This is a genomic window from Roseiconus nitratireducens (genome assembly GCF_008629675.1).
Classification (GTDB): Bacteria; Planctomycetota; Planctomycetia; order Pirellulales; family Pirellulaceae; genus Stieleria; species Stieleria nitratireducens.
Map to the genome: position 1 here is coordinate 306,597 of NZ_VWOX01000001.1, position 20,225 is coordinate 326,821.

Annotated in this window: 10 protein-coding genes; 9 read left to right on the forward strand and 1 reads right to left on the reverse strand. The window is 60.6% G+C overall.

Annotation, left to right across the window (positions count from 1 at the left end):
• Positions 1 to 24: 24 nt before the first annotated feature.
• The 5 genes from FYK55_RS00995 to FYK55_RS01015 are packed head-to-tail and all read left to right on the forward strand — an operon-like array spanning position 25 to position 9,196.
• Positions 25 to 1,497, forward strand: coding sequence for a sulfatase (locus FYK55_RS00995; protein ID WP_150074134.1), 1,473 nt, complete (start codon positions 25 to 27; stop codon positions 1,495 to 1,497).
• A complete protein-coding gene (locus tag FYK55_RS01000) occupies positions 1,494 to 3,089 on the forward strand; it encodes a sodium:solute symporter (protein ID WP_150074135.1) in 1,596 nt (531 codons plus the stop codon). The genes FYK55_RS00995 and FYK55_RS01000 overlap by 4 nt, the downstream gene beginning before the upstream one ends.
• A complete protein-coding gene (locus tag FYK55_RS01005) occupies positions 3,086 to 4,612 on the forward strand; it encodes a sulfatase-like hydrolase/transferase (protein ID WP_150074136.1) in 1,527 nt (508 codons plus the stop codon). Before FYK55_RS01000 ends, FYK55_RS01005 begins: the two co-directional genes overlap by 4 nt.
• On the forward strand, positions 4,612 to 6,141 hold the full coding sequence (locus tag FYK55_RS01010) for a sulfatase (protein WP_150074137.1): 1,530 nt from the start codon (positions 4,612 to 4,614) through the stop codon (positions 6,139 to 6,141). Before FYK55_RS01005 ends, FYK55_RS01010 begins: the two co-directional genes overlap by 1 nt.
• A 58-nt stretch (positions 6,142 to 6,199) precedes the next feature.
• Positions 6,200 to 9,196, forward strand: coding sequence for an exo-alpha-sialidase (locus FYK55_RS01015; RefSeq protein WP_150074138.1), 2,997 nt, complete (start codon positions 6,200 to 6,202; stop codon positions 9,194 to 9,196).
• 120 nt (positions 9,197 to 9,316) lie between these two features.
• Here FYK55_RS01015 and FYK55_RS01020 read toward each other — a convergent pair whose 3' ends face one another.
• Complete coding sequence (locus FYK55_RS01020; RefSeq protein WP_150074139.1) at positions 9,317 to 11,137, reverse strand: arylsulfatase; 1,821 nt, start codon at positions 11,135 to 11,137, stop codon at positions 9,317 to 9,319.
• A gap of 717 nt (positions 11,138 to 11,854) precedes the next feature.
• Between FYK55_RS01020 and FYK55_RS01025 the strand changes: the two genes are divergently transcribed.
• From FYK55_RS01025 to FYK55_RS01040, 4 genes are all read left to right on the forward strand, one after another.
• Positions 11,855 to 13,768 carry a hypothetical protein gene (locus FYK55_RS01025; protein WP_235908325.1) on the forward strand — a complete coding sequence of 638 codons (1,914 nt, stop codon included), beginning with the start codon at positions 11,855 to 11,857 and terminating at the stop codon, positions 13,766 to 13,768.
• Between the two features lie 278 nt (positions 13,769 to 14,046).
• On the forward strand, positions 14,047 to 17,154 hold the full coding sequence (locus FYK55_RS01030; protein ID WP_235908326.1) for a PSD1 and planctomycete cytochrome C domain-containing protein: 3,108 nt from the start codon (positions 14,047 to 14,049) through the stop codon (positions 17,152 to 17,154).
• Positions 17,154 to 18,611 (forward strand): DUF1501 domain-containing protein, encoded by a 1,458-nt coding sequence (locus FYK55_RS01035; protein WP_150074141.1) that lies wholly within the window; start codon positions 17,154 to 17,156, stop codon positions 18,609 to 18,611. The genes FYK55_RS01030 and FYK55_RS01035 overlap by 1 nt, the downstream gene beginning before the upstream one ends.
• Before the next feature lie 78 nt (positions 18,612 to 18,689).
• Positions 18,690 to 20,183, forward strand: a complete 1,494-nt coding sequence (locus tag FYK55_RS01040; protein WP_150074142.1) for a sulfatase-like hydrolase/transferase — start codon at positions 18,690 to 18,692, stop codon at positions 20,181 to 20,183.
• The last annotated feature ends 42 nt before the right edge of the window (positions 20,184 to 20,225 follow it).

Genomic DNA, 20,225 nt, shown 5'->3' on the forward strand with positions numbered 1-20,225 from the left:
CCCCTCGTTCCCGAGAGTTTCGTGATGCGTCTTTCCTGCTGGTGCCTGATCCTGCTGTCGCTGGCTCCCGGACCGCTGGTTCGCGGACCGCTGTTGTCCAGCGCCGTGGCGTCGGAGCATCCGAACGTGTTGTTCATTGCGGCCGACGATCTGCGCTGCGACCTGGAGTCTTACGGTCACCCCTTGGTCCAAACACCGAATCTGGATCGGCTGGCCGCTCGGGGGACACAATTCGATCGGGCGTACTGCGCCCAGGCGGTGTGCAATCCGTCGCGAAGCAGTCTGCTGACGGGGCGACGACCCAACACCCTGCAGCAATACAACCTGTCCAAGCACTTTCGCGAGGCGATCCCGGAGGTTGTTACGCTGCCGCAGCACTTCAAGCAAAACGGCTACTTCACGCAGGACGTTGGCAAGATCTTTCACAACTGGGTGACTGATATCCATGGCGATCCGGTTTCCTGGTCGGTACCCGCCGTGATGCACTACGCCCGTCACGGCGATGACAAGCCGCAGGTCGAAGGCGAATTGCCGCCGAACCTGGCCAGCGACATCAAGTGCGAATGCCGGGACGTGCCCGACGAGGCCTATTTCGACGGTCGGATCGCATCGCTGGCGATCCAGGCATTGCGGGAACGCGCCCAAGACGATCAGCCCTTTTTTCTGGCCGTCGGTTTTTGGAAGCCGCACCTGCCCTTCAACGCGCCCAAGGGGTATTGGGATCTCTATCAACGCGACAAGATTCCCGGCCCGCCCTGCCCACAGTGGCCGGAGGGGACGCCGCGCATCGCCTGGCACAACAGCCAGGAGTTGTTGGGCAAGAACCCACGCAACTTGACCGAAGAAGCGGCCCAGGAACTTCGGCACGGTTACCTTGCGGCGATCAGCTACATGGATGCCCAGGTGGGCCGCGTCGTCGACGAATTGGAGCGGCTGAAGCTGGCCGACGACACGCTGATCGTGTTCTGGTCCGATCATGGATTCCAGCTCGGCGATCACACGTTGTGGGCGAAGACGTCGAATTTCGAAAACGATGCCCGCGTCCCGTTGATCATTGTGCCCCCGGCGTCGCAGCGGTCCGGGACAGTCTCCAATACCGACGCGATCGTGGAATTGCTGGACCTTTACCCCACGCTTAGCGAATACTGTGGGCTTCCGGCGCCTGAAGGCCAGGAAGGCGTGAGCTTGAAGCCGTTGATCGACGGCTCCGTCGATTCCGTCAAACCGGCAGCCCTGACGCAACACCCGCGTCCCTCCTACTACGGCAAAGACAAGGGGATGAAAGCGATGGGGCACAGCGTGCGGACACCGCGGTACCGATACACCGCGTGGAGGAACCCCGATGACAAGGCACTGATCGGAGAAGAGCTTTACGATCACGATCGCGACGGAATCGAGTCGGTCAACCGCGTCGACGATCCGGAGTACCGCAAGGAGCTTCCACGGCTGCGACAACTGCTGGATTCGATGGCGGGTGAGGGAGTCAAGACGCAATGATCGCGGCCACTTTCTTTAGTGGATTCGATTGGTTCGTCCTGGTCGCCTACTTCGTCGGCATTCTGCTGCTGGGTTTGTATTTCTGGCGCAGGAATGATTCGGCCGACCAGTTCACGGCGGGAGGGCGAACGCTTCCGGGATGGTTGTGTGGCATGTCGATCTTTGCGACCTACCTGAGCAGCATCAGCTACCTGGCGTTGCCGGGGAAGGCGTTCATCGACAATTGGAACGCGTTCGCATTCTCGCTGGCGCTGCCGCCGGCGGCGGCGATCGCCGTGCGCTACTTTTTGCCCTTGTACCGAGAGTCCGGGGAGGTGTCCGCGTACTCGCTGCTGGAGCATCGGTTTGGGTTGTGGGCACGGGTGTTCGCAAGTTGTTTTTACCTTCTTTACCAGGTCGCTCGAATCGGCGTCGTGATGTACCTGATGGCGCTCCCGATGGCCATCTTGTTCGGGTGGGACATTCGCCTGTTGATCGTCGTGACCGGATTGATCGTGACCGCCTACGCGTTTGTGGGTGGCATCGTGGCGGTGATCTGGGCCGATGCGATCCAAGCGTTTGTGTTGCTGGCCGGCGCCATCGTGGCCGTCGTGATTCTGCTCGCGGGGTTGCCCGACGGGCCGAGTCAGGTGATGGAAGTGGCTTCGCGCGAGAACAAGTTTTCGCTGGGCGGGAATTCCCTGCTGGAGATTTCGCAGCCGACGATTTGGGTGGTGCTCGCATTCGGACTGTTCGAAAACCTAAAGAACTTCGGAATCGACCAGAGCTACGTGCAGCGTTACATCGCGTCTCGTAGCGATCGAGAAGCGGCCAAGAGCGTTTGGCTGGGGGCCTTGCTGTACGTTCCCGTCAGTGCCCTGTTCCTGTTCATCGGAACCGCGTTGTTTGTCTTTTACGAAAGTCATCCGGCGGAACTGCAGGAAGTCCGCACGATTGTGGCGCGACAAAAACTGATGCAAGCCGGCGTCGACGAGGGGGCGGCGGATTATGCGTCGCAGCTGCAGCAAACGGCGGCGGGGTTGGTCGACGAAGATCTCGGGGATCGCGTTTTTCCCCACTTCATCGCATCGCAGCTTCCCACGGGGTTGCGCGGACTACTGATCGCAGCGGTGTTTGCCGCCGCGATGAGTACGGTGTCGACGTCGTTAAATTCCTCCGCCACGCTGGTGATGAGTGACTTTTACCAGCGGCTATTGCGTCCGGATTCAAGTGACCGAAGTCGCGTGGGGGTGTTGCGTCTGGCGACCCTGGCGTGGGGGCTGATGGGAACCGCGATGGCGTTGGTGCTGGTTCGATTGACCAACAGCGCGCTCGACATCTGGTGGACATTGTCCGGAGTGTTGGGCGCGGCAATTATCGGCCTGTTTCTGCTGGGGATCACCTCGCCCCGGTTGCGCGTCCGTCCCGCGGTGCTGATTCTGCTGGTCGGCGCAGGGCTGATCGCTTGGATGACCTTCTCGCGAACGGCGTACTGGCCCGTTGCCTGGGAGTCCTTTGCAAGTCCGTTCCATCCGTTCTTGGTGATCGTCCTGGGGCCGACGTTGATGATGGTGTTGGGGCGTGTTTTTTCCAGGGGAGCCGCGATCGAATGAAGTCTGTCGTCATCTGGACTGGTTTTCTGGCGTTGCTTTATTCGGCGGCCGGAGCGGGCGCCTGCTCGGCAGCTGATTCGCCGCGGTCGCAACCCAACGTGTTGGTGATCGTGACCGACGACCAGGCGCCGTGGGCGTTTGGCCAAGCCGTTCGTCGCGGTCGCTATCGTGAGGTCCCGGCGGCTGCCACTCCGAATTTGGATCGTCTGGCTGCCGAAGGGGCAACGCTGGACAACTGTTTTTGCACCACACCGGTTTGCAGCCCGGCGAGGGCGGCGCTGATGACCGGCCGCTATGCCAGCGAGTTCGGGATTCAGGATTTCATCCCGCAGCCGGGCCACAAACTCTACGATCCCAGTTCACCCGTTGCCCTGCCACCCGAGCAGAGCGTCACGTTTGCCGAGGTGTTGCAGGAGCACGGCTACCGCACCGGTTTGGTGGGCAAATGGCATCTGGGGGATTGGACCGCGCCGGGACGAGCAGGCTACCATCCGACGCGACACGGGTTCGATTACTTCATGGGACTGACCGGCGGCGGCACGACGCCGAAGGATCCGGTGCTGGAGGAAAATGGCCAGACGCGTCCATTCGAAGGGCTGACCACGGACTTGTTGACCGACCGAGCGATCGGTTTCATCCAGAGAAACGCCGACAAGCCGTTCCTGCTGTGTTTCCATACGCGGGCGCCCCACGCCGCTTGGCTTCCCGTGGCGCCCGAAGACTGGGAGCCCTACGCGACGCTTGATCCGCAGATCCCGGAGTATCCCGGGTTGGATGTCGCGATGGTGAAACGCAAGATGCGCGAATACCTTGCCAGCACCAGTGGTGTCGATCGCAACCTCGGGCGACTGCTAGACGAGTTGGATCGGCTGTCGTTGGCGCAGCGAACGGTCGTGATCTTCACTTCCGATCACGGATACAACATGGGGCACCATGGCATTTGGCACAAAGGCAACGGAATCTGGGCGACCAAGCGACGCCCACCCGGTCAAATGCATCGTGGCACCAAGGTGATTTCGGACAAGTATCGCCCCAACCTGTATGACCTGTCGCTGCGGGTTCCCGCTGTGATCCGTTGGCCCGACGTCATTCGCGCTGGCAGCCGGATCGATGCGACGGTGACCAGTCTGGATCTGTTTCCAACGATCCTGGCGATGGCCGGGGTGGAAACCGATTGGCCGGAGGGATTGCGGGGACGCAGTTTGCTGCCGTTGTTGCGCGGTCGTGTGCCGGAGGATTGGGATCAGGATTTGTACGCAGAGTACAGCATGATCAATTACTGCGTCGCGACGATGCGATGTTATCGAACCCCGCGGTACAAATTGATCCGCGACTTTCACCAAGCAGGACGCGATGAGTTCTATGACTTGCAATCGGACCCCGAGGAGTTGGAAAACTTGATCGACACTCAGGACCCGGCGGTCCAAGCGACGATCAGCCGCTTGCACGGAAAGCTGATGCAACGCATGCGATCGCTTGCAGATCCGTTGTACGATCAGCTGACGTTTGAGGAGAGCCCTTGATGCGAGTTGCCCTGTTTTTACTGGTTTGTGTTATCACGCTAATCGTCGCGGATCAGGCGACGGTCGCGGCGAATCAACCGGATGTCGCCGCGCGCCCCCCAAACATTGTTTTGATTCTGGCGGATGATTTGGCGTGGTCCGACTTGGGCTGCTATGGGCATCCCTGGCACCACACGCCGAATCTTGATGCCCTGGCGCAATCCGGAGCCCGCTTCACGCAAGCCTACGCTTCGGCGCCGATCTGTTCCGCCTCACGAGCGAGCCTGCTGACGGGAAAGACGACCGCTCGTCTGGGCTTTGAGTTCGTGACCAAGAACCAGCCGGGCCGGCAGCAGTTGGACACGCAGACGGATTTGATCGCGCCGCCGTTCACGTTGAATCTGCCGCTGCGGGAGCGAACGATTGCCGAGGAGCTGACGGACTTGGGGTATCAAACCGCGTTCTTTGGCAAGTGGCATCTGAATCAGCACCACGGCCGCTATCTGGGATGGAGTCCGACGCACGGTCCGGCGAATCAAGGGTTCCAGATCGCCCACGAAGACTTTGGGGCGCATCCATACGCGTGGAAAAAAAAGCAACCCCCGGAGCCGATCGACAAGCCGGGGGAATACGCCGACGATTCCATGGTCAATCAGATCGTCTCGCACTTGCGTGACAGCCAGGAAAGTCCCTTTTTCCTGATGGCGTCATCGTTCTACGTCCACACACCCGTCAAGTCGCCGTGCCGTTGGTTGTTGGAGGAATACGCCCAGAAGATTCCGGCCGACGTGCCCAATCGTCAGAAACGGATCGACTATGGCGCGTTCGTGCAAACGCTTGACCATCACGTGGGTCAGATCCTGCAGGCGCTGGACGAGTCGGGCCAGCGAGAGAAGACGTTGGTCGTCTTTTTCTCCGACAACGGCGGGCATCCCGAGTTCACGGGGAATGCGCCGCTGCGGGGATCCAAGTGGAATCTGTACGAAGGCGGAATCCGGGTGCCGATGATCGTTCGCTGGCCGGGCATCGTTTCTTCCGGATCGACGCGGACGGAGCCGGTCGCCGGATATGATCTGCTGCCAACCCTGGTGCAGGCTGCCAGCGGCCAGGCTGCCAGCGGTCAGGCTGCTGGCGGCCAGGCTGCCAATGGCCAAGCCGACAGCGGGCAAGCGGACCGCGTTGACGGCCGGGCGATTGACTTTCGATCCGAAACGCCGTCGGCGAATGAACCTCGCAATTTGGTTTGGCATTTCCCCTACTACCATCCCGAAAGCGGTTTCGCCGATGCGTTGCCGGCCATCGGCGTTGACGATTTTTCGGTCAGCCAGACCCGGCCGCAGTCGGCGATGCGGCGGGGCGACTACAAACTGCTTTGGTTTGCCGAGGATGATCGTGTCGAGCTGTACAATTTGCGCGTCGATCCCAGTGAAGCCAATGACCTGGCCGCGATGATGCCTGACAAAGCGGCCACGATGCGAAAGCGTCTGATGAATTCCCTGCGACAGAGCGGTGCGCGTTTTGCGCGCCCGCGGAACGACGCCGGTCATTGATGCCGGTGCTGTGCCTACCAACTCTCTTCCTCCCCGCCTCCCACCACCGACGATCCCGATGATAGACCCGACAAAACTGCGATCATTGCTTTCCGTCTCGCTCGTTTTCTCCTTTGCCGCCTCTTTTGCCGTAGCGGTCGTTGGTCAAGACGACTGGAAACTGCAACCGCTTTCCTACAACAACCCGGGTCTGGAGGTGGATTTGGGCGTCGGACTGTGGGCTTGGCCGATGCCGATGGACTACGACGGCGACGGCGACATCGATCTGTTGGTGGCCTGCCCCGACAAGCCCTCCAACGGTGTGTACTTCTTCGAGAATCCCAGCCAGGATCCGGCGGTTCAAATGCCCGTCTTCAAGCCGGCGGTTCGGGTCGGCAAGGCGACCAGCAACATGCAGGTCAGCTACGTCGATCAACAGCCCAGGATTCTGCGCAGCGGCGTCGAATTTCTGCGCGACGATTCGACCGGGAAGTTCGACTTTGACCATGGCAAGAAGATCTATCCCCGATCCAACGTGCATTCCAACGGCGTCCGCGGAAACATGTGGCGGTACATGGACTTCGACGGTGACGGGGATCAAGACATCGTCGTCGGTGCGGGGGATTGGACCGACTACGGTTGGGATCATGCTTACGATTCGATGGGACGTTGGCGGAACGGTCCGCTGCACGGACACGTGTACCTGATCACCAACGACGGGACCGCGGACAAGGCGGACTATTCCGAAACGCCGCAGCGACTGAAAGCGGCGGGCGGCGACATTGACGTCTACGGCTGGCCGTCGCCGAATTTCGCGGATTTTGACGGCGACGGTGACTTGGATCTGCTGTGCGGAGAGTTTCTGGACGGATTCACCTACTTTGAAAACGTCGGTTCGCGGACCGGACCGAAGTACGCCGCTGGGCAGAAACTGTTGAATGATTCCGGCGATCCGCTGGTGATGCATTTGCAGATGATCACGCCAACCGCTCTGGATTGGGACGGCGATGGGGATTTGGATCTGATCGTGGGGGATGAGGACGGCCGGGTTGCGTTTGTCGAGAACACGGGGACGTTGCGAGAAGGCCAGCCGGTGTTCCGATCGCCCCGGTACTTTCAGCAGCAGGCCGACACGTTGAAGTTTGGAGCCTTGGCCACGCCATTTGCGTACGATTGGGATGGCGATGGCGACGAGGATATCTTGTGCGGAAACACCGCCGGCAACATCGCCCTGTTCGAAAACCTGGGGGAAGCGGAGAACGGAATGCCGCGCTGGTCGGCGCCGGAGTTGCTCCAGGTTCGTTCGTCCGACGGCCACGGCGCGGAAGACTTTCGCGTGCTGGCCGGACCCAGCGGCTCCATCCAGGGACCATGCGAAGCGAAGTGGGGATACACGACGTTGTCGGTCGCGGATTGGGACGCCGACGGCGACCCGGACATCCTTTACAACTCGATTCTCGCGCGACTGGGATTGTTGCGAAATGAAGCAGGCGTGTTGGTTGAATCGGAATTGACCATGACCCCTTCCGAGCAGCCGCCGCAGTGGTACTGGTGGCAAACCCGCGCGACGAATGCGTTGACCCAGTGGCGAACCACGCCGCTGGCAACCGACTTCGACGGCGACGGCGTCCTGGATCTGGTGATGCTGGACCAGCAGGGTTTTCTGACGCTGCGGCGTGGTGCGAAGCAGGCGGAGCGGATCTTCGTGGATGAATCCGGGCAGCCCGTCCAGCTGAACCCGAAATCGTGTGGCGGCTCTGGACGTGTCAAGCTGGCGGTGGTCGATTGGGACGGCGATGGTCGACTGGACGTCTTGGTCAATTCGGAGAATGCCACCTGGTACCGCAACGGGGCGGATCGCGACGGCAAAGTGGTGCTGAAAAAAATCGGGCGGCTGGCCGAACGGAACGTTGCGGGTCACACGTCCAGTCCAGCAGCGTGCGACCTGAATCGCGACTCCAAACCGGATCTGCTGGTGGGCGCTGAGAACGGACGTCTGTACTACATCGAACACGACGATTGCCGCCAATTCACCGCCGAAGAGGTTGCGGTTTCTCCCACCGACGACGCTTCGTCGGCTCGCATGCCTGGGCTGGTCGCTGAAGAATTCATCTTCACGCGGGAACCAACGCCGGAATGCCATGCGTCAACCATTTGCCAGACCTCACGTGGTCTGGTCTCCGCCTGGTTCGCCGGGACAAAGGAAGGCAAAACTGACGTGGGCATCTGGACCAGCTACCACGACGGCAACGGATGGTCCAACCCCAAGCAGGTTGCCGACGGGGTGCAACATGATGGCCTCCGTTACCCCTGTTGGAATCCGGTGCTGTACCAGCCGCCCGGAGACGCCCCGACGCTGTTGTTTTTTAAAGTCGGTCCGAATCCGCGCGAGTGGTGGGGCGAAATGATGGTCAGCTACGATCGGGGACGAACGTTCCGCGATCGGCGTCGATTGCCCGAGGGGATCGACGGTCCGGTGCGGTGCAAGCCGATTCTGTTGGACGACGGCAGTTTGCTGTGTGGCTCTTCCACGGAATACGACGGTTGGCGAATTCACTTCGAACGGGTTGAGCTGGATCAGGGAGTGCCCACGGGGACCTGGCAACGGATCGGGCCGATCAACGACGCTTCGAAGTTCAATGCCATTCAGCCGACCTTGTTGCGTCAAGACGATGGCACGTTGAAGGCGCTCTGTCGAACCAAGGAGGGCGTGATCGTCTCGACCCAGTCCAATGACGGGGGACGGTCCTGGTCACCGCTGAACGCCACCGAGCTGCCCAATCCGAACTCGGGAATCGACGTGGTCAACCTTCAAGACGGGCGACACCTGCTGATCTACAATCACCTTGGAAGTGGTCAGACGGGTTGGGGACGGCGCGGACAACTGAATCTGGCGATTTCCGATGACGGAGAGACCTGGCAGCGGGTCGGCGTGTTGGAACAGGAAAAAGGGGCTGAGTTCAGTTATCCGGCAATCATCCAAACGCCGGACGGTAAAGTGCATGCCACCTACACCTGGAAGCGGAAACGCGTCAAGCACGTCGTGCTCAATCCCGCCGCGCTGGTGCACGAGTGAAGCCAGTGTCCGAGTGAAGCCAGTGACCGGCGGAAGCGGAGGTCCGAGCGGGTGCGCCAATGACCGGAGTCGCCGGATGCGTGCAACGCGATTCAGGTAACGCAACCGTTCGTTGACCTTTCAGTCGGGCAGGCGTTCCAGTGAGATGCCGTTCAGTCGCATCAATTCGGTTCCCGGGCAGGAAACCACTTCGGCGACCAATTCGGATGCACCGCTTTCCAAATGGATCGCCCCGACATCGGCGGATTCGAATTGGTCCGCGGTGGCGGTCGCTCGGACTTGGTGTGTCACGGACGCGTCACCGACGGACAAACGCACCACGCCGCCGGCATCCAGGGGTCGGCAGCCATAGGTCAATTTGACCCGGTAGTCGCCGGGGCGTTGAACATCCAACCTCCAAACCGCGCGCTCGCCGGGATCCCTCCACCGGTCGATCGTATCCCAGTCGTAGCCGTCGAAGGTGTAGGCAATGTGATCGCCGTGCTGGGTGGACCAACTGGGTTCGATTTCTACCGGGTTCTCCTCGGGATGCCCGACCGGTACAGGAACGGGTCGATAGACCTGTCCTTGGGTGACGTCTTCAAACCATTGAAGAAACGCCTCACGAAGTCGTTCAACTTCCTGGGGATGTTGGCGGGCGATGTTCCGCGTTTCACCCGGGTCAGCTTGTAAATCGAATAACCGCCAGTTGGTCCGAGACGCCGCTGAGTCCCTGCCTACCTGGCACAGCAGTTTCCACCGTTGGTCGCTGACGGCCCAGCGTTGATCCGCGTTAGGCGTGTACCGATCCCAGGTGTGGTAGACGTAACGATGGGCACTGTCGTCTGAATCCGTCGTCAGCAAGGGTACCAGACTGATCCCGTCCATGACGCGGTCGTCGGGAATCTCGGTTTCGGCGATTTCACAGAAGGTTGGCAGCCAATCCACGTGAGACGTCTGGGCGTCAATGGATTTGCCTGCTTCGATTCGGTTGGGCCAGCGAACAAAACAGGGTGCTCGGACACCGCCTTCGTACACGCCGGCTTTGTTTCCATTCATTCCGCCCTTCCAGTATTTGCTCACGCCTCCGTTGTCGCTGGTGAACACGACGACCGTGTTCTTTTCTGCCCCGACCTCGTCGATCGCCTTCAGCAAACGTCCCAGGTTTTGGTCGACTCGTTCGATCAGCGCATAGATTCTGGCTTCGCGAATGGGCAACCCACGCTGCAAGTATTTGGTTAGCAACAGATCGCCCTGCGGTTGGTTGTAGTGCGACGTGTCCAACAGGAACGGTGAATGAGGCGCGTTGTACATCAAGGCGCAGAAGAAGGGATCGCGTTTTGTTTTGACGGCGTGTTCAACGAAATCGATCGCCGCGTCCGTGAAGACGTCGCTGACGTAGCCGCGGGCTTCGACCGGCTGCCCGTTGTGATACACCTGGTCCGGAAATTGGTAGCGCTCGATGTGGCCGTGATAATGACCGAAGAATTCATCGAATCCCCGTTCTTGAGGCTGGTAGGCATGGTATTTCCCGAGGTGCCATTTGCCGAACAGTCCCGTGCGGTATCCGGCCCGTTTGAGCAACTGTGCCACCGTGACTTCGTTTCGACCCAGCGAATCACCGCCAAACCGCGTGTTGTACAGGCCCGTGCGGAGGTAGTAGCGACCGGTCATCACACCGGCCCGCGTCGGTGCGCAAACCGGCGCCGCGTAATAGCGGTTCAGTCGTGCACCCTCGCTCGCCAACCGGTCCATGTGCGGTGTGTCGATGTGTGGATTGCCCGTCGCGCCGGTGTCCCAGTAGCCTTGGTCATCGGTCATCACAAACACGATGTTGGGACGTTCGGCAGCGGAGGCGTTCGGCTGGTCGGGAAAGGACAGCAGAGTCGCGGCGGATAACCACAGTCCAGCCAGAATCCGAACGGCAATTGACCTTGGAGAGAACGGTGACAAACCTGACATGGGCTCAACGGAGCGCGGAGGGAATGGAGGGGGCAAACGCCGGCAGGTTGAATCAGTGTAGCTGCAGTCGTGAACGCGTGGTCCAGCCAGGCTTGGTCAGAACACGTGTCGCGGCGTTCGCCAAAGCGTGGCATTCTGCCGTCTGGCGACAGCAGCTACGGGTTTTCAGACAGAGCCTAGCCGACGAACGTTTCAGTGAGCGGTCGCAGGGATGGTGTCGCTGCCGAGACGACAGTGTCGTCATCGTGATGGCGAAGCGGACGTGAATGCTCCGAAGATCGTTCAGGCCAACGGATGTTGGAGCGGCCGATGGATGGTTTCCCACCGCTCGCATCGGGCACAGCTCCCGGAAGACAAGGGCACGATTTTCAAGGGTTTTCGTCATCAGCGGAGCATTCGGAAGGGAAAACGGAGTCGCGGAGCCAAAAAACGTGGGAAATGGATGGTTGGGCCGATTCGCTGGCATGCCAAATGCGTCCGCGGTCTCCGGATGGAATACCGGACGATTTGCATGACGCGACTGATGCCAGCCGAGCTGGAGACCCACTCCATTGCCAATGACAACCGATGCTTAAACGACTTCCAGCGAGACCATTCATACAGACCCGATCCCTTCCGTTGCTTTTCACCACGGTCTGTTTCGGAGCAGTCACTTTTTCTGACGCGCACGCCATCCAGCCTCCATCCCCACAACCCCTTCCGGAGGCGGGAAGCGAATTGCCCGCCCCGCAGTTGGAAGGCGTCGACAGACGGCCGGATTCCGGCAGCTTGGATGAATCGGGTGAGGAAGGGGTGGAGTATCTGACCCGAGGGCCGTTGCATGAAGCCTTTGCGAACGCCTACACCTCCGGCCCGCAACCCCAGCCCGTGACCCCGAAGGCTCCGCCGGAGCCGATCGATGAGATCCCGCCCAGCTATCAACCGGAGGGGAAGAATGTGGAATGGATTTCGGGCTATTGGGAATGGGACGAAGATCGTTCGGACTTCATCTGGATCAGCGGGGTGTGGAGAAAAGTTCCGCCGGGCCAGCGTTGGGTACCTGGCTATTGGGAACAGGCCGATGACGGTTATCGACGTGTCGCCGGATTTTGGACCAGTGCAGCGTCGCAGAGTATTGAGTACCTGCCCGCGCCTCCCGATCCGGTAGAGGAAGGCCCCAGTGCGCCCCAACCCGGTGACGATTACTTCTATGTTCCCGGTCACTGGGACTACCAAGCGAATGACTATCGTTGGACGCCCGGTTTTTGGGCGCAAAGCCAACCGGATTGGATCTGGAGTCCGGCACAGTACGTCTGGACGCCGCGCGGTTGCGTGTACCGACCGGGTTATTGGGACTACGCAATTGACCGGCGTGGGACCCTGTTCACGCCCGTTTACTATCGTCAACCAATCTACACGCGTCCCGGCTTTTCCTACCGCCCGCGTTACGTGCTGGGCAGCGGTCTGAATCTGTTGGTTCACTTGTTCTTCCAGCCACGCTACGGTCGCTATTACTTTGGCGACTACTACGGCGGTGGCTACCAGAGTCGCTTGTTTCCCTGGGTGAACTACTTTGGCCGCGGCTCCTACTATGACCCGATCTTCTCTTACTACTCGGTGCGATCGCGCGGTGGGCAGCGCAACGTCATTGGCTGGGTCAACGACCGGCACAGCTATTACCGGTCCAACGAACGCATGCGGCCTCCCCACGACATTGCCAGCCAACGGCAGTTTCTGAAAAACAATCCGTCGGTCGAATCGGATCTCCTGGCGACGACGGCGTTGGCTGCGCCGATTGAAAATCGAGTGAAAGGCAATTCGTCTGAGGGCAAGTTCAAAGAGCTCAGTCGGTCTCAAGCGGAATCGATCCGAGATCAAGTCCGCGAGAGCCAACAACGATTGAGCGAGAATCGCAAGCAGTTTGAAAAGTCAGCTCGCTCGCGGTCCGCGCGTGAGTCGGTGGCGGGTGCCACGGAGTCTCAAGGCCCAGAAACGCTCGGATCCGAGGCCCGCGGAAACGGTCGTGGTCCCCGCGGAGAAACTTCCGGGCGAGTGCAAGGCAGTGACAGCAACAGTGCCGGCGTGGAGCGATTTGGTCGAGAGGGGAGGCCCAACCAGGAGAGATTTGACCTCGGTCGCCGCCCCGGCGACCTCTCCCCTGGAAATGAAGGGATTCGCGATCGCGGCGGTCGAGTCCAAGACCAAGTCCGTGGATCAAAGCCGGACAGCCGACCTGATCTGCAAAACCGATCTCGTGGCCCAGATAGTTCTCGAGGCCCAGCCAGTGCGCGCGGCCGGTTGAACGCTCCGTCCAGCCCGGCGCCCGATCGTCCGCAGGGAGCTTCGCCGCAACGGTCCTTGCGACCACCGACAGGACCCACGAGAAGCTCGACGGGCCCACGACGACTTCAAAGCAACCGTGGGCAGCCAATGGCGCGACCTTCCTCACCGTCCTCGGGCAATCGCCCGCAAGCGTCCCGAAACCGTGGCCCCTCGGGCGGCGACAAGATTCGCGGTGGGGGCCCGCCGTCGCGCGGTCCCAGCAGCGCTGGTGGCGGCGGCCGCGGAAACTCCGGAAAGGGTGGCGGCGGCAGGCCCGGTAAAGGTGGCGGAGGCAACTCCGGGAAGGGCGGCGGCAAAGGCAAAAAGTAATGCCGCCAGCGGCCGAGGGCCATCGGAATGCCGCCGATTGATGCCTCCAACCGACGTGGTTACCCGGGCCGATCGGGCTCGCCGGTCACCAGGTTCGGTAGGCATCCATTCGGCAAAGTGCTGAGAAAGCGGGTAGACTGGTCCAGGGTGATTTCCCCACCGCCAGTTGCCCGTTTTGGACCCCGCATGCAACGTCGTCTTTGGACGTCCCGCCTGACATGCGTCCGCGTTTGATCGTGGGCTCCCTCCATCGCTCAGCATTTCAAGGTCTCAAGTTCGTGAACAGAAAGACGTTCTCCGTTCGTCTGATCGGGATCCTCGTCATCACGCTCTCATCCTGGGCCTTGCGGTCTGGAGAGGCACTCGCCGTCGACTACGCCGACGAGGTGCAGCCGATTTTGAAGCGGCACTGCGATCGGTGTCATGGAGAGTCTGCTCAGGAAGGATCGTTGGTGTTGTTTCGACGCGATGCGGTATTGGGCGTCGCGGACAGCGGTGTCCCCATTGTGGTGCCGGAGCAACCCGATCGATCGCTGCTGATTGAGCGGGTCACCGACGCGAGCGCCGGCGACTTGATGCCGTTGGACGGACAACCGTTGTCCCGGACAGAAGTGAATGTCTTGCGGGAGTGGATTCGTGACGGCGCGGAGATGCCGGATGTGTCCGGCACGGAGCATTGGGCCTATCAAGCCCCTTCGGTCGATCCCCAGGCCTTACGACAAGCGAGTCAGCGGAACCTGTCGCCGATCGATTACTTTGTCGAACAGAAACGAATCCGATCGGGACTTCCTTCTCCTTCGCTGGCCGACCCCGCCACGCTGGCTCGTCGAGTTTCTTTGGCACTGACGGGGCTCCCCGCGACTCTGCAGCAGATCGACGACCTGCAACGTGACCCGTCCGAGGAAAACTACCGCCGACTGGTCGACGAATTACTGGCCAGCGACGCTTTCGGAGTTCATTGGGCAAGGCATTGGTTGGATCTGGCGCGCTACGCCGACTCCAACGGATTTCAGGCCGACCAATTGCGGTCCTCGTGGGCCTATCGGGATTGGGTCGTTGACGCGTTCAACCGCGATAAGCCTTTCGACCAATTTGCGATTGAACAATTGGCGGGCGATTTGTTGCCCGATGCGAATCTGCAGACGCGAATCGCGACCGGATTTCACCGCACACCGACATGCAACGTGGAGGCCGGGGTCCAGCCAGAAGCCAACCGTGTGCAACAGGTTTTTGACCGAGTCAACACGACCGCCACCGTCTTTTTGGGATCGACGATCGAGTGCGCCCAGTGTCACGACCACAAATACGATCCGTTCACTCAGGAAGACTACTACCGGCTGTTTGCCTACTTCAATAACACGCCGTTGGAGGTCGAAAAGGCAAGTGGCGTCCGCTTCGACTTTGTGGGCCCGACGATGGATCTTCCGCTAACCGATGAACAGGCCGCGCGGCGCAAGCAGTTGCAAAAGCAGATCACGTCGCTGCGCGCGAAGCAGGATGCTCTGGGCGGTGAGGATCGGTTCCAGGCCTGGAGAACGCAAGTCAGCGAAGCGCTCCGGCAGGGTCGGGCCCGTTGGCTGACCCCGACGCCACATTTCTCGAGCACCGGGGAGGAACCTTTCCAGGTCTTGGACGATCAGTCGGTGCTGTTGCAAGGCAACCCGCCCGGATCGACGGAGTACCGGTTTTCCTATGACGACCTGGAGGGGCCGATTCTGGGTGTCCGTTTGGACGCGTTGCAGCACGACGACTTGCCAGGACGGGGGCCCGGCCGGGGAGACGCCAAGCGCACGAATTTCGTGTTGCACGACTTGCAGATGCGGGTCGAGACCGGAAAGAAGCGTCACCTGATTTCGTTGGCTGATGCGAAGGCGTCGTTCTCGCAGTCCAAGTATGACGTTGCCGGTGCAATCGATGGCGACCCGAAAACCGCCTGGGCGATCGCTCCCAAGTTCGATCAGCCGCACTGGGCAACGTTTCGCACCACCGAGCCGGTCGATGCACCGCGGGCCGATCAGCGGTTGGTGGTGACGCTCGATCAGCATTTTGGGCGTGGACGCGTGATCGGCCGACCTAAAGTTTCATTCTTGATCGGCCCGCCCGAGACGGTCGGCTTGACGGACGAGATCGCCCAACTGCTCGGCAAAGCGACACCCCTCGAGGCTGCCGAGATCGAGCAGTTACGAACCTTCTTCTTGGCCAACGATCCCGAGACTCGCGACCCGGAAAGAAAGATCCGGGCGCTGGTGTCGCGGCGGGATCGGATCCAACCCGAGACGACGCTGGTGATGGTCGAACAGCCGGAGTCCCGGGAGACCTTTGTGATGCGTCGCGGAGACTACTTGTCGCCGGGAGAGCCGGTGAGCCCAGGGACGCCATCCGCCCTTCACCCGGCCGATGCGGACCTGCCACCCAATCGGCTCGGTTTGGCCCGTTGGCTTGTCGATCCGGACAACCCGTTGTTAGCCAGGGTGACCGTCAATCGATTCTGGGCCGAGGTCTTCGGGCGCGGCATTGTCGCCACCCCCGAGGATTTTGGGACGCAAGCAGACGCGCCGACACATCCGGAGCTGCTGGATTGGCTGGCGTTGGAGTTTCAATCGGAGGGTTGGTCCGTCAAATCCTTGCTCCGCACGATGGTGCTTTCGGAGACCTTTCGAAGCAGTTCGGTGGTTACCGCTCGGGCGGCCGAATTGGACCCCGACAATCGATTGTTGTCACGCGGACCCCGCTTTCGTCTGCCCGCTGAAACGCTGCGTGACAACGCATTGGCAATTTCGGGGCTGTTGTGTCGTGAGGGAGCGGGCGAACCGGTGATGCCGTTTCAGCCCGACGGTATTTGGCGGGCCGTCGGTCGCAACCAGCCGCAATGGACGGCGGCTCAGGACCAGGACCGTTACCGCCGGGGGCTGTACGTGGTTTGGAAACGTTCGGCGCCCTATCCCAGCTTCGTCACCTTCGATGCTCCCGACCGTGCCGCCTGTACGGTGCAGCGCCCCCGCACCAACACGCCACTTCAAGCGTTGGTGCTATTGAACGACCATGCGTACGCCGAGGCGGCGGTGGGACTGGCTCAGCGGATGGTGTTGGAATCCGGGTCGGACGACCCACGCGAAGTGGCCGCCTATGGGTACCGGATTGCCACCGGTCGCGAACCGTCTCTGTCGGCCGTGGAGTCTCTGCTGGCGCTGTTCGAATCGCAATCCGCCCTGCTGGCTGAGAACCCCGACTTGGTGGATCAACGGATCGGCGTTCTTCCCGAATCATTTTTAGATCCCGCCTTTGCCAGCGGCGCCGATGCGTCCGAAGCCAAGCGACGCCTGGGGGCTTGGTACGCGGTGGCCAATGCGCTTTTGAATCTGGACCAAACAATCACCTTGAACTAATGCCTTACGTCCTTCCCACCAATCGACGACAGATCTTGCAGCGTGCCGGATTCGGTTTCGGCAGTTACGCACTGATGCAAATGTTGGCTCAGGAGTCATCGGTGACCGCCGCTCCCGCGGTTGCCAACCCGTTGGCAGAGCGTCCGCCGCACTTCCCGGCGCGTGCCAAGCACATGATCCACATCCATCTGGTCGGTTCGCCCTCGCACTTGGATCTGTTTGATCCGAAACCGGAGTTGCAGCGGCGTCACGGGGAACTGTGCCCCGATGAGATGTTTGAGGGAAAGAAGTTTGCTTTCCTTCGCAGTCGTCCCACGCTGTTTGGGACTTCCAAGGATTGGACCTTCCGCAAGTGTGGGCAGTCCGGGATTGAACTCTCGGATTTGATGCCTCACCTGCAATCGGTGGCCGATGAACTTTGTGTGGTTCGATCCCTGCACACCGACGAATTCAACCATGGTCCGGCGCAGCTATTCATGTTGACCGGGTTTGGGCGGTTCGGCCGTCCGTCCCTGGGGTCCTGGATCAACTACGGCTTGGGGACGGAAAACAGCAACCTTCCGGGCTACGTCGTTTTGATTACCGGTTCGGTCCTGGGAGCCGGTAATTCGGCATGGGGAAGCGGATTCCTGCCCACGGTCTACCAGGGTGTCGAGTTCCGGTCTCAGGGAGATCCGGTGCTGTTTCTTTCCAATCCGCCGGGGATTGACCGCGAATCACGTCGCGACGTGATCGATACGGTCAACCAGATCAACGCGAGCACGCTATCAGAAGTCGGCGATCCGGAGATTGCGACGCGGATCGATCAGTATGAAATGGCTTACCGGATGCAAGCGAGCGTCCCCGAGTTGATGGAAATTGAATCCGAGTCCCAGGCAACGCACGACGCGTACGGCACGACACTGCGCAGCGGCGGTCCGGGGCCGGGCAAACCAAGTTTTGCCAACAACTGTCTGCTGGCACGCCGGTTGGTTGAACGTGGCGTGCGGTGTGTGCAGCTGTTTGACCAGGGCTGGGACCACCACGGGAATCTTTCCGGATCGTTGCCGAAGAAATGTCAAGAAGTGGACCGCCCGGTCGCGGCTTTGATTCAGGATCTGAAGCAACGCGGCCTTTTGGACGAGACGCTGGTCGTGTGGTCCGCGGAGTTTGGGCGGACACCGATGGCTCAGGGTACCAACGGTGAAGGAAAGAAGACCTCCGCCGGACGGGATCATCATCGCGATGCGTTCACGCTGTGGATGGCCGGGGGAGGCACACGGCCGGGGACGGTTTACGGTCGGACCGACGAATTGGGATACTCCATTGCGGAGGACCCGGTGCACGTTCATGATTTCAATGCCACGCTGTTGCACCTGATGGGGTTGAACCACGAGCGTTTGACCTACCGCCACCAGGGGCGTCAATTCCGTTTGACCGACGTGCACGGTGTCGTCCAACGCGGCCTGCTGGCGTAAACCCTCCGCTGCCGGTCACGCCTGATCCGGCGGAACCGGCCTGTCTACCAGACTGTTTTCTTTCGTGACTGAGCTTGCATGATCAAATCAATCCCGATCGGAACCTTCGCGTTTTTTCTTTATTTGAACGCGATTGTTTCGGCTCAAAGCCAACCAAACATCGTCGTACTGCTCGCTGACGATTTGGGTTGGAGCGCGGTGGGGTACCACAACCGCGAATTTGAAACACCCCACATCGATTCAATCGTCCGCGACGGAATGGAATTGGATCAGTTTTATGTTGCACCGATGTGTTCGCCCACGCGTGCGGGGTTCATGACCGGTCGCTATCCGATCCGTTTCGGGCTCGCCCGGGCCGTCATTCCGCCGCAGCGAGATTTTGGATTGCCGACGGACGAAACAACCATTGCCGAAGCACTGGGTGAATTGGGGTACGAACATCGCGGAGTTTTCGGCAAGTGGCATCTGGGGCACCGCCGCGCCAAATGGCATCCGCTGAACCAGGGGTTCACCCACTTTCACGGTCACTACAACGGCGCGATTGACTACTTTGACTTGACCCGCGAGGGCGAGCGTGACTGGCACACGAACTTTGACGCGTCGGACGAGCAGGGATATTCCACCGATTTGATTGCCGCGGCGGCGGCGGGCTGGATCAAACAGGTTGCTTCGGAAGAAGCACCGTATTTCTGCTACGTTCCGTTCAACGCACCGCACTCCCCCTTCCAGGCACCCGATTCCGCCGTTGAGCGTTTTGAGCGGATGTCACCGCAAGGCCAGGCGAGACGTGATCGGAAGTCGTCGCCGGTGCGGCAAACCTACGCGGCAATGATTTGGAAAATGGACCAGGGGATCGGAAAGATTCTGCAAGCGATTGAGCAAAGTGGCGAATCGGACCAGACGATCGTGCTTTTCTTCAGCGACAACGGCGGCGTCGGGAAGATTCGCGACAACAACGCTCCGCTGCGCGGAAGCAAGCTGACCGTGTTTGAAGGCGGCACGCGGGTGCCCGCCTGTGTGCGTTGGCCCGGTCACATCGCACCGGGAACTAAGTCAGATGCGCGGATGGGCTATGTCGATTTGATGCCGACGTTGGTCGCGTTGGCTGGCGGCAAGGCGAATTCGATGACCGACAAACCGCTGGACGGAATCGACATCGCTCCGTTGTTGCTGGGCGAGGCCGCGCAGCCGCTGACGGCCCGGTTGGAGAGTCGCCCCTGGTTTTCTTATCATGGCCAGCAGGGAGAACAGTCGGAACACTTGGCCGTGATCCACGACGGATGGAAGCTAAAGGTCAACGGACCGCGTCTCCGTTCGCCGTCGCAATTGCGTTCCGGAACCAATCAGGTCCAGTTGTTTCACCTTTCGCAGGATCCATTGGAAGCCGATGACCTGGCATCCACCGACAACGAGCAATTGGAGCGACTGGGCCGGTTGTTGATCGACCATCGCGCCTTGCAGCCCGACGACGCGGTGCCGCCCTACTCGGTGGGATCCAAAGGTTTCCAGCCTCCACCGAAGTGGACGTTGGATCCGGAGCACCCGAACGCAAAAGTGGGGACGGACGGCTGACGGTCGCTACGGAAAGCGACACGCCTTCCGTGCGAACCGACC